This is a genomic window from uncultured Maribacter sp. (assembly GCF_947500985.1).
Classification (GTDB): domain Bacteria; phylum Bacteroidota; class Bacteroidia; order Flavobacteriales; family Flavobacteriaceae; genus Maribacter.
Genome location: NZ_CANMTX010000004.1, coordinates 458,537 through 470,342, shown reverse-complemented (window position 1 = coordinate 470,342; position 11,806 = coordinate 458,537). Strand labels below are relative to the sequence as shown.

The following is an 11,806-nucleotide window of genomic DNA, read 5'->3' as shown; positions in this document are numbered from 1 at the left end:
CGCATGTTCAAAAAAGTTTTAATCGCAGAAGATATGGAAGACATCAATAAAGGTGTATTTTCATTACTTACCGAATTAGGGGTTTCACAAATAGACCAAGTACAGTACTGTGATGATGCATACTTAAAAGTTAAAAGAGCCAACCTAGATGGCGAGTCTTTTGATTTGGTAATATCTGACCTATCTTTTAAAGTAGACCATAGATCACAATCCTACCCTTCTGGGCATTCGCTAGTAGAAAAATTAAAAACAGAATTTCCAGAATTAAAAGTTATTGTCTATTCTGTTGAAGATAGATTACAAGCCGTAAGAACTTTGTTTACACAGCATCATATTGATGCCTATGTATGTAAGAGCAGAAACGGACTCAAAAATCTTACACAAGCTATTACTGAAATAGCTGAGGGCAATACTTTTTTATCTCCTGAAGTGGCTAATGCCTTTAGCAGTGAAAATGAATTAGAGATAGATGATTACGATATTTCTCTTCTAGATAATCTAAGTAAAGGATTATCTCAAGATGAAATTAGTGCATTATATAGAAAAGAGAATATTTCACCTGCCAGCTTAAGTTCTATTGAAAAGCGTTTAAATAAATTACGTATTCAATTCAATGCCAACAATGCTATACACCTTGTGGCTATAGTGAAAGATTTAGGGCTGATTTAAAAACTGAAACTTACACCGCTTTACGGAAAACCGTAATGCTTTTTCATAGAATGGTATTAATTTCGCCCTACTTAAAACAAGAATAAATACTAGTCAATATCTATAAATATTTAGTGCTATGGCCATCCTACCGAAAAGGTATTTCGGGGGAACTAACCGATTTGGTGGGTATGGCCTATTCTTAAACCAAACACCCAATCTATACTACCGCTGCAATATCAACCGATACATGCAATTTACTCTGTCCGCTACCATATACCACACCTTTTAAAGGTGGCACATCATAATAATCCCTACCCCAACCCACTACAATATGTTGATTTTTTGGAATTTGATTATTTGTAGGGTCAAAATCTACCCAACCAAAGCCTGGTATAAAAATAGCAAACCACGCATGTGACGCATCTGCACCTACCAACTTCTTTTTACCAGGGGCAGGCAATGTTTCTATATACCCACTTATATATCTTGCCGGTAAACCAATAGATCTTATACAGGCAATTGCAATTTGAGCAAAATCTTGACAGACACCCTTCTTCTCTTTCATTACCTCTTCTATAGGAGTAGATATGGTCGAGAATTCTGAATCAAAATCAAAATCGGTATAAATGCGTTGCATCAATTCGTAAGCGGCTTCAAAAACCGACCTATTCCCTTTAAATGATATTTCAGCATAATCACGAATTGCCTTATCTGTTCTTCTTATAAAAATAGATTCTAGTATATACTGCTTTGCCTCTAAAATTTCTGGGTGCATGCCATTTAATGCTGTAAGGGCATCACTCATTGTTACACTCTTACAGGCATCACTATTGAACGATTCGTGAAACTGAGCGTATTCTCTTTTAATTTTACTTCGAGTTGTAACCTTTAAAGTTCTATGTTCTGTCTGTATGGAAAAACGGGTAATATAATTACCGAAGAAATCTACTCGTTCACTTATTTCTGCCGGTTCTGGCGAAATATCAATACTGTATTCTAACAACTCTTGCCCTTTAGATTCTCTGGGACGTAGCGTTGCTATATTATGACAATAGCTTACTGGAGCATTATAATCGTATTTAGTGATATGTGTAACGTTAAATATCATAATCAAATAGGAAAAGACTGCGTAAACAATTGTGTCTGCTTGTCTGTATGATTGAAATAGGTATTTGAGATAGATTGGGATGCCTTATACAACAAATCTGTTAGTTCTTCTAACAGCGTATCTAAATCTTCTCGTTTAAAATCTGTTTCTGATTTCGTCATTGCTAGTTTTGAAGACTCTGCCAACCTCAACTTAGAAAATGCTTCGAAAACATACTTTTGATAATTGTTTAATTGGTGGTCATGTTTAGAATGTGGCAAACGTGCAATATCTTTTTGAATGCGATTGATCATAAAAGTCAACGAACGTGCATAGTCTAAATCTAACACTACCAAATCTAATACATGTGCCAACTCTATATGAGAGCGGTAACTATATCTGTAAATATTTAAACTTTCGTGACTGGTCAATAAATACTCTAACAGGTCATACTCTACCTGCTCATCATATTTTATAGTCAATAAGGCTCTGCATTTGGTAATATTTAAAGTGCTTTGCTCTAATTGCAAGCCGATGAAATATAACAACAAACCTTGTTGCACCATGATGCTTTCTTCAATTAACCCCATAAATGCTATTAAGCGAGTAATTAATTGATTCAACACTTTTAATATTTTGTTGATTGAATGATCCTTGCCATCTACCAAGGCATTCCATAGTTTCTGAATATTTTCAAATACACGCCACATATCTGAAGACCAGAGATTACGAATAGAGTAATAAGAATTACTGAACATGCTAATGGTATGTGCCAAACTGCCTATTCTATTCTTATCTAGAATTACCGACAACATTTCTTCATACGGATTATCCATTGCCAATTTACCGTCTTTGTCCTTTTCCACGAACCCTGGGTATGTACCTGTTAATTGCGTAACTGCTTTAAACAGTACTTTAAGTTTCTCAGAATCTGGCTTTTCATCTCTATTTTGAACAATTGCCATTTGGCGCATTACAGTTCTTAAAAAACGTGCATTTACCAATGTACGCCCTACATAACGACCTGCCCAATATAAATTCTCGGCTGTTAAACTTGGTAGATCATCAAGACCAGAAATAGCTATCGATGATTTCTTTTGCCAATGTCTGTTCTTTTCTTCTTTTATTTCAGCATCATCTAATATCCAAAAATCTTTACTGGTGCCTCCTCTTTGGTTTGAAACTCTTACCGTTTCGCCATCGGGTGCTACTCTTACTAAACCACCTGGCATAACAGAATATTCACCTTTAGATGCAATACAAAATGATCTGGCGACTACATTTCTAGGTTCTAATTTATCTTTGGAAAGGTTAGGTGCAGTTGAAAAATTTATACGCTCTTGCGCTACAAAACGATAAGGCCGTTCTAGAATAACTTTTTTAAGCTCTTCTAATTCTTTAGCGCTCATTTGCTCGCAAAAGTATATACTCTCTCTATTGGTGCGATCTATTCTCTTTATAACTAATTCAGATATATGCTCAAGCACATAGTTTCTTTCTTTCTCTTGTCCACACCACCACGACGCTATCTGAGGTAATTTCAATTCTTCCTTCAAAAAGTACTTTGCAATTGCGGGCATGAATGGAATTAATCCTGGATTTTCAATTACTCCGCTCCCAATAGGATTGATGACGGCTACATTTTTTCTTCGTACTACATCTAGCAATCCGGCTACGCCCAAATGAGAATCTTCACGCAATTCTAACGGATCTGTAAAGGCATCGTCAACTCTTCGTAAAACAACATCTATCTGCTTTAAGCCTTGCAATGATTTCATCCAGAGAAAACCATCTCGCACTACCAAATCATTACCCTGAACTAAAGGATACCCTAAGAACGAAGCCATATAGGCATGCTCAAAATAGGTTTCGTTATGTGAACCGGGAGTAAGAATTACAATTGTAGGATTTTCTTTTTTACCAGGCGCCGCATCAATAAGCATTTGATTGAATTCTTGAAAGAAGCCAGATAATCGCTTTACCTTCATTTCAGCATACATATCTGACAGAATTCTACTGGTGGTAGATCTATTTTCCAACGCATACCCCATACCTGAAGGTGCTTCTGTACGATCGTTTACGACCCATAAACGCCCATCTGTACCACGACAAAGATCTGCCGCATAAATTGATAGATATTGTTCTAATTTAAGTTCCATACCAGAACATTGCCTTAGAAACCCACGATGTCCATAAATAACTTCATAGGGCACTATGCCATTTTTAATCAGCTTTCGTTCGCCATAGACATCTTTAAGAACCAAATTGAGCAGTTCTGCCCTTTGCTTTAAGCCTGCCTCTACCTTAGTCCACTCGTCTTGGTGCAGCATAAAAGGAACCACATTAAGGTTCCAAGGCCTGTGCATACCTTTTGGGTCGTTATAAACATTATAGGTGACACCGTTCTCTGATAATAACCAGTCAATATCTTTTTGACGGGCGGTCAAACCTGTAACTCCTAAAGTGTCAAATTCGGTTAATAATTTACTCCAATAGGGCTTCATACCATTGTTCAATGAATACATTTCATCATTGCCCTTTTGGGTATCATAATTATTAAACCAGCGCGTTTTTGTTGTCGGCATTACTTCTTACGTAAATCTGTTACATGAGGATACTCGGGGTTAATCGGCATCTCTTTGTATACAAATGTATTTGAACCTGCCTTAGGTTCAACCATTCTACCCGTAAAATTTGTTGAAGCAACCAATTCTGTAGGAGTTACCTCATCTTGTGTTACCCCTATATCCCAAAATCTATTGATTCTACGCGATTCTGCCTCTAAACTATTTACCGGGTAGGTATCATAAGAACGCCCACCAGGGTGCGCTACAAAATAAGTACAACCACCAATAGATTTCTTGTTCCAATCATCAACAATATCGAAAACTAGCGGAGTATCCACACCGATAGTTGGGTGTAATGCCGACCATGGTTCCCATGCTTTGAAACGAACACCAGCAACATACTCTCCTTTTGTACCGGTTGAGCTGAGCTCTATTTTCACCCCATTACAGGTCAATATATATCGCTTACTATTAAAATTATTCACTTTTACCTGTACACGTTCTAATGAAGAATCTACATAACGCGATGTACCACCACCGGTCATTTCTTCGCCAAGCACATTCCAAGGTTCTATCGCCATTCGTAATTCCATCTGAATTGAATTGATTTCTACTAAACCATATAACGGAAAGCGGAATTCAAAAAATGGATCAAACCAATCTAGCTTAAACGGATAACCCGCATCGTTCAATTGCGCAACGATATCTTTTATATCTTCTTTTACATAATGCTCTAACAAGAACTTGTCATGTAACTCTGTACCCCAACGTACCAAATCATGCTTGTACGGTTTTTTCCAAAACCATGATACCAATGTACGTACCAGCAACATTTGCATTAAACTCATTTGTGCATGTGGTGGCATATCAAAAGCACGCAGTTCTAATATACCTAAGCGACCAGAAGAAGAATCTGGCGAGTATAATTTATCTATACAGAATTCTGCCCTGTGGGTGTTTCCCGTAATATCTGTTAATAGGTGACGGAATAATCGGTCGGTAATCCAAAACGGAACCTCTTCATCGTCCGGTATTTGAGAAAAGGCGATTTCAAGTTCGTACAGATTCTCTAACCTTGCCTCATCTACTCGTGGCGCCTGACTTGTAGGACCTATAAAGGCACCAGAAAACAAGTAAGATAAGCCTGGATGATGTTGCCAGAATGTCAAAAGACTTCTTAGTAATTGTGGGTTACGTAATAACGGACTATCAGCTGGCGTTACTCCGCCCAAGGTTACATGGTTACCACCACCTGTACCGGTATGCTTGCCATCTAACATAAATTTTTCTGTACCTAAACGGGCTTGTTTTGCTTCGGCATATAGAGTTAAGGTATTATCTGTTAATTCTTGCCAGTTTTTAGCAGGATGTACATTTACCTCGATCACCCCTGGATCAGGCGTCACCTTCAACACCTCTAACCTATTATCTCTTGGTGGCTCATAGCCCTCTAAAATAACAGGTACTTTCAATTCTTTCGCGGTAGCTTCTATACATGCTACCAAGTCTAAAAAGTCTTCTGCACTGTCTAATGGCGGTAAGTATAGAAATAACTTTTTCTCACGAACCTCGGCGCAAATTGCCGTACGTACATAAGGGTGCTTTCTTGGGTGCGAAGTAGATTTCAACTTCATTCGCTTTTGCAAAGCGTCATCAGTCATAGGTAAATCAGGAGTATTTTTAAACAGCTCTACCTCTGCAGTTGGTTCTGACGGAATAGGTGGGTCTTTTGGCAATGCCGCTAAAGGTAAACGCAAGCCAATTGTCGAATTACCGGGAGTAAGCAGTAAGTTCTTATTTCTAAATTCCCATTTATTGGTCAACCATTTATTATCTTTTTTAATCAACGGATACACATGACCTACCGTTTTGCCTAAACCTTGTTCTAAAATCTCACCTAACTTTCTACGCAGGTGGCTATCGTCTTTATTATATTTTTTCGGGTTTACATCTACAGGTAACTTTCCTTCTTCCCACAAGAAATAAAAAGCATCTTCATAGGCTGGCATTACACTATTGGTTTTACAACCCAAATAGCCGCCCAAAGTCTTTAAAAATCGTTTGGTAATATTTCTTGGCATTTTATATTCCTCAGAAAATGATGCCAGTAAACTTGGGTCTTTCCAAATTGGTTTTCCATCTTTTCTCCAGTGAATACCAATCAACCAACGAGGTAGCGCTTCACCTGGGTACCACTTACCTTGTGCATGATGCAGCAATCCGCCCTTTCCAAAAACCTCTAATAAGCGAATAGACAACTTACTTGCCAGTTCTCTTTTGTGTTGCCCATCTGCAGCAGTATTCCACTCTTCAGACTCCATATCATCTATAGAAACGAAAGTGGGCTCACCACCCATGGTCAAGCGAACATCATTTGCCTGTAATTCTTCTTCTACCTTAAAACCAAGATTATATATAGCATTCCACTGCTCTTCTGTATATGGCTTTGTTACTCGTGGTGATTCAAATATTCTAGTAACCGAATTTTCAAATTCAAAGGTGGTTTCTGCAAAATCTGTAAATCCGCTTACAGGAGCTGCACTCTCATAAGATGGCGTACATGCCAAAGGAATGTGACCTTCACCAGTAAAAAGACCAGAGGTGGCGTCTAAGCCTATCCAACCGGCACCTGGCAAATATACTTCTGCCCATGCATGTAAATCAGTAAAATCTTCTTCAGGACCAGACGGCCCGTCCAATGATTTTTCGTCAGATTTTAATTGTACCAAATACCCAGATACAAAACGTGCCGCTAAACCTAAATGACGTAATGTTTGTACCAATAGCCAAGCATAATCTCTACAAGACCCCAATTTACCTTCTAATGTTTCTTCGCAAGTCTGTACTCCGGGATCCATACGTAAAGTATAGTTTAGGTGGTTATACAAATCAGCATTAAGACCAATTAAAAAATCGATACTTCTTTGTGGAGTTAAATCAATCTGAGACAACCATTCCTTCAAAAGCGGACCACTTTCTACTTTTTCTAAATAAGGTAAAAGCTCCTTTTTAGCTTCTTCAGAATACTTAAAAGGAAATTCTTCACTCGCTTCTTCAACAAAAAAATCGAACGGATTAATCGTCTTTAAATCTGCAATGATCTCTACATCGACAGAAAGCTCGGTTGTCTTGTCCGGGAAGACAATACGAGCCATATAATTGCCAAAAGGATCTTGCTGCCAATTGAAAAAATGATTTTCTGGTTTTATTTTTATGGAATAAGCCTCAATTGGTGTTCTACTATGTGGCGCAGGTCGTAACCTGAATATGTGTGGAGATAGATTTATGCTTCTATCATAAATATATTTTGTCTTGTGTTTAATTGCAACTTTTAAAGCCATAATACAGTGGGATTTCAGTACTAACTAATATAAGCACTAATAACAGCAAAAAGAACACACAATTGCTTAATCGCCAAATTTTTATATATAAAAGAGTTGAAGCCAATTTTATTGATAGATTCCCAATGTAAACTTAGTATTGTTGTTTTTTCTTTGGATAAAACAATTAGGTAAGAAAGATGAATTAGTAACGGTACACATAAACATTTTAATTTTCGTAAATTGACTTTTATACCAAACCCTAAAAAAATGGACAAGGCACTACAAACCATGATTGATAATATGCCCGAGAAAACTGGGAAATCTTTAACCGAATGGAAAGATGTATTAAAAACTAAATCGTTTACTAAACATTCTGAAGGTGTCAATTTTTTAAAGAAAGAACACGGTGTTACACACGGATTTGCAAATACTATCGTCACTTTATCTAAAGAAGAAAACAACTCCCCAACCGACTTAGTTGCACAGCAGTATAAAGGAAAAGAGAGTTTAATCCCTATTTTCGAAGCGCTTTTAAAAGTGGTAAAAACATTTGGTGACGATGTTACCATTACCCCAAAGAAAACTACAGTAAGTATTATTGGAAAAAAACAATTTGCACTTATAAAACCCGCTACCAAAACAAGAATAGACCTAGGACTGAAAATAAAAAATAAACCAACTACAGACCGACTAGAATCTTCAGGACCATTTGGTAGCATGTGTACACATAGAGTTCAACTCACTAATGCCAGCCAAGTTGATGGCGAATTAATTGACTGGTTGAAGGAAGCTTATGAGAAAGCGGAGTAAGTTTGTTTAATTCTTGAAAAAATACAATGAAAAGTATATATATAGTAATTTCGATTCTTTTTCTAAATCTCATATCTACTAGTACTCTTTTTAGTCAAGATTTACTTTTTAAAGGAATATCACCTGCCGAATTTGAAATCATTTTACTTGGAGAGCAAACTCATGGAGATGGTGCCGTTTTTGACAAAAAATTTGAAATGATAAAAGACCTACATGAGAACCATGGGTATAATTTATTAGTTTTTGAGAGTGGTATGTATGATAATTTTAAAGCAAATGAGCTTTACAAAAATCAAAAAGAGGAGATTGACATTTTCAAGCAAAGTGTTGGTTGGCTGTATACCACTACCGAAGTTTTCCAAGAATTATTGGATTATATGGAAACACACCCTGAATTAAAAATTCTTGGGTTCGATTCACAAGAATCAACTCTTTTTGAAGAGTACTTCTTAAATGACTTTAAATCTCTTTGCTCTAAAAATAACATTGTAATTTCTGATGAAGACTACATAGAAATTGAAAAGACAATGGTTGTTAGAGATTTTGAAAAATATGCTTTTAACAAAAAAGACTCTACCAACCTTTACAACAATATTAATGCTCTCATTGATAAAATTGACAAGATCCCTAAAAATGATATTGAAACAAAAGTGATAGTTCAAACATTTAAGAGTGCATTTTCTGACTTGGATTTTGGATTAAAAAGTTTACAAAAAGAAAAAATAGTCATTCAAAACCCTAGGGATAAACAAATGGCTGAAAATCTGATTTTCATTAAAGACCTTTACCCTAATGAAAAAATAATTGGATGGGGCGCTAGTTATCATTTTGCGAATAAATTGAATGAATTCGAGTACACCTTAGAAACTGAAAATTACATTAAAAAACAAATTGCAGTCACAGACAGTATTCACGGTGATAGCCATACCAACACTAAAGAAGAAATTGCGCAAATAAAAGATTTGAAATATGCCGTACCTATGGGTCAAATTCTTAAAGAAAAATATGGCTCAAAGTTGTTTAGTTTAGCTTTCACTTCTTATGAAGGTTTCTATTTTGATTTTTCAGTAGAACAGATTTCTCCAATTTTACAACCACCAGCCAATAGTATTGAATCCGATTTTAAAAATCAGGATATTAAAACAGCGCTATATGTTTTAAATGATATTCCGCATCAATTTTATTCTTCTGCTCTAGGCTACATTCCGCTATCCGCCAATTGGGAAAATATTTTTGATGGTATTTATTACATTGAAAAAATGTACCCTCCAAAGTATATTGAATACGATAATGAAAAAATAAAGACAGTTACATATAAAGGCAGCAGCATAAGCGGATCTATAATTGACGATGATACTTCTGAACCCATAAATTATGCCGATGTATATTATTCTGACTTGAATTCAAGTACAGTTTCAAACGCAAAAGGACAGTTTAACATCCCGAATAAAAAAAGTACAAATAGCTATTTAGTATTTTCTTCAATTGGGTATGAAAGCGATTCTATTTCTACCAATTCACTTACAAAACAAATTAACATCCGTCTTAAAAAATCTAAAGATGATATTGTTTTAAATGAGGTCGTTGTTTCGGCTGCAAGAGTAGAATTAAGCGCTGAAGAAATCATTAAAAAAGCTCGGGAAAATATTGAAATAAATTACGTACAAACTCCCTATAATCAAAGTTTCTTATTTAAAATAAGTCAACTCAACAGCACAGATTCTGTAGCCATTGGTGAAGAAGCCGTTATTGACACCTATAATAAAAAAGGAATTAATGGTAGCAATAAACCTGAGAGTAACATATTCGCAAACATTAAACATTTAAGAACTAATACAGATGCTTATGAGAAAAGTAAATGGCAGAACGGAATAGGCTCATTATGGGCAGTTTTAAATAGAGATATCATTTTAAGCAAAACCAATGTTTTGTACAGAAACGGTTCTTATGACCTGAAAAAGCAGAAATTATTAAACTATGAAGGACAAAAAGTGTATAAAATAGATTTCATCAATAATTCTCCTGGCTCTTATTCTACTGGGTATGGTTATCCAGCGCCAATAGCATCATCTGGCAGTATTTATATTAGTACAAAAAACTATGCTGTTTTAAAATATGAGCATACTATTGAACGTGCAGAATACCAAACTAAAAAATCTAAAAAATGGATAAAACAAGAGCACAACATTGTACAGACTTATAAAAACGTTCATGGAAAATACTTTTTTAATCTATTAGAAGTCTCAACGAACACTGATATATTTTCAAGGGAACATCAATATTTACAGAGCACCTATACAATTAACAAACTTGTATCTAATGATATAGAGACTTCATCTGTAAAAATTTTAAAAAGACCACTTATAGAATTAAAACAAGGGTAAAAAAAGCAACTAAATGACCCATATTGGGAGGACAAGCCAATGGATTTTACATTTGAAATAAAAGGTTAAGACCCTAAATGCAACAATGCTAAAGCATCTTCAGTTTTACCATCTGCTAACCACTGTTGCGCTAATTTGTGTATTTCTAAAACATCTTCAGCTCCATTTAAAATAGATTTCACCTCAGCGTGTTCTGTAATCTTTGCTATAGCTTCTTTATTAGGCAATTCTTCTAAATTCCCTAATCTACCTAAATTATTACCTGTTAATACAGCGCTATTTCGAACAGCTTCCGGTAGCATATCTACTCCTATTCCTTGGGTACGAATTGGTTTAGGTATCTCAAATAAAGCATCGCCATTTGCTCTGCAATACCAATTACCACCCATACGTGCCACTAAATCCAATTTGGGAGTATCTAATTTCCCCTCTGCATCTAAAAAGGCTTTTTTTACATGTATCTGAACTACTTTGGCTAGTACCAAATTACCTGCTCCGGGTCCGTCACCCAATGCTATAACTTGATCTACCACACACTCAAATGCTACAGGCGCCTCTCCAACTCTTGGCGGTTTTACCTTATCACTTGGCACTTGAGTCAATCCGGCTTTTACAAATTCGTTTACACCATCGCCATATTCGGTACTTGACAATGACATTTGCTCTACCATATCATAATTCACGATATTGATCACTGTTTCTTTTACCTCCAACACATTCTCTAATGTATGCTTCGTAGTATTGTCTCGACCTCTTCTAGAAGGGGAGAAAATCATGATTGGCGGATTTACACTAAACAGATTAAAATAACTGAACGGACTCAAATTTACATTGCCATCTTTATCAATTGTACTTGCAAAACAAATAGGTCTTGGCGCTACGGCAGATAATAGATACCCGTGTAATTCTTGTTGAGAAATACTGTTTGGATCTATAGAATTGATTTCCTCGTTCTTCGACATGTGTTATTCTTCTATTTTGTAA

General features: G+C 35.9%; 7 protein-coding genes. 3 read left to right on the top strand and 4 right to left on the bottom strand.

Annotation, left to right across the window (positions count from 1 at the left end; genetic code table 11):
- Positions 1-3 precede the first annotated feature (3 nt).
- Positions 4-669 (top strand): response regulator, encoded by a 666-nt coding sequence (locus Q0871_RS11360; protein ID WP_299322833.1) that lies wholly within the window; start codon positions 4-6, stop codon positions 667-669.
- Positions 670-868: 199 nt separating this feature from the next.
- Here Q0871_RS11360 and Q0871_RS11355 read toward each other — a convergent pair whose 3' ends face one another.
- From Q0871_RS11355 to Q0871_RS11345, 3 genes are read right to left on the bottom strand one after another with little or no spacing between them, the layout of a single operon-like run.
- Positions 869-1,759: a transglutaminase family protein gene (locus Q0871_RS11355; RefSeq protein ID WP_299322831.1), complete on the bottom strand. Its 891-nt coding sequence runs from the start codon at positions 1,757-1,759 to the stop codon at positions 869-871.
- Positions 1,760-1,761: 2 nt separating this feature from the next.
- Positions 1,762-4,323 (bottom strand): circularly permuted type 2 ATP-grasp protein, encoded by a 2,562-nt coding sequence (locus tag Q0871_RS11350; RefSeq protein ID WP_299322827.1) that lies wholly within the window; start codon positions 4,321-4,323, stop codon positions 1,762-1,764.
- Positions 4,323-7,646: a DUF2126 domain-containing protein gene (locus Q0871_RS11345; RefSeq protein WP_299322824.1), complete on the bottom strand. Its 3,324-nt coding sequence runs from the start codon at positions 7,644-7,646 to the stop codon at positions 4,323-4,325. Before Q0871_RS11345 ends, Q0871_RS11350 begins: the two co-directional genes overlap by 1 nt.
- A gap of 249 nt (positions 7,647-7,895) precedes the next feature.
- Between Q0871_RS11345 and Q0871_RS11340 the strand changes: the two genes are divergently transcribed.
- Together Q0871_RS11340 and Q0871_RS11335 are read left to right on the top strand one after the other, a co-directional pair.
- Entirely contained in the window at positions 7,896-8,438 is a 543-nt protein-coding gene (locus Q0871_RS11340; RefSeq protein ID WP_299322820.1) for a DUF4287 domain-containing protein, read from the top strand.
- Positions 8,439-8,464: 26 nt separating this feature from the next.
- Entirely contained in the window at positions 8,465-10,822 is a 2,358-nt protein-coding gene (locus Q0871_RS11335) for a carboxypeptidase-like regulatory domain-containing protein (RefSeq protein ID WP_299322816.1), read from the top strand.
- Positions 10,823-10,887: 65 nt separating this feature from the next.
- On the opposite strand, the gene Q0871_RS11330 is transcribed toward Q0871_RS11335, so the two are convergent.
- On the bottom strand, positions 10,888-11,784 hold the full coding sequence (locus tag Q0871_RS11330) for a flavin reductase family protein (protein WP_299322812.1): 897 nt from the start codon (positions 11,782-11,784) through the stop codon (positions 10,888-10,890).
- Positions 11,785-11,806: the final 22 nt, after the last annotated feature.

Excerpts from the sequence above, each read along its gene's own strand:
- Q0871_RS11350 (WP_299322827.1), bottom strand. The coding sequence starts at position 4,323 with ATGCCGACAACAAAAACGCGCTGGTTTAATAATTATGATACCCAAAAG.
- Q0871_RS11340 (WP_299322820.1), top strand. The coding sequence starts at position 7,896 with ATGGACAAGGCACTACAAACCATGATTGATAATATGCCCGAGAAAACT.
- Q0871_RS11335 (WP_299322816.1), top strand. The coding sequence starts at position 8,465 with ATGAAAAGTATATATATAGTAATTTCGATTCTTTTTCTAAATCTCATA.
- Q0871_RS11330 (WP_299322812.1), bottom strand. The coding sequence starts at position 11,784 with ATGTCGAAGAACGAGGAAATCAATTCTATAGATCCAAACAGTATTTCT.
- Q0871_RS11355 (WP_299322831.1), bottom strand. The coding sequence starts at position 1,759 with ATGATATTTAACGTTACACATATCACTAAATACGATTATAATGCTCCA.
- Q0871_RS11360 (WP_299322833.1), top strand. The coding sequence starts at position 4 with ATGTTCAAAAAAGTTTTAATCGCAGAAGATATGGAAGACATCAATAAA.
- Q0871_RS11345 (WP_299322824.1), bottom strand. The coding sequence starts at position 7,646 with ATGGCTTTAAAAGTTGCAATTAAACACAAGACAAAATATATTTATGAT.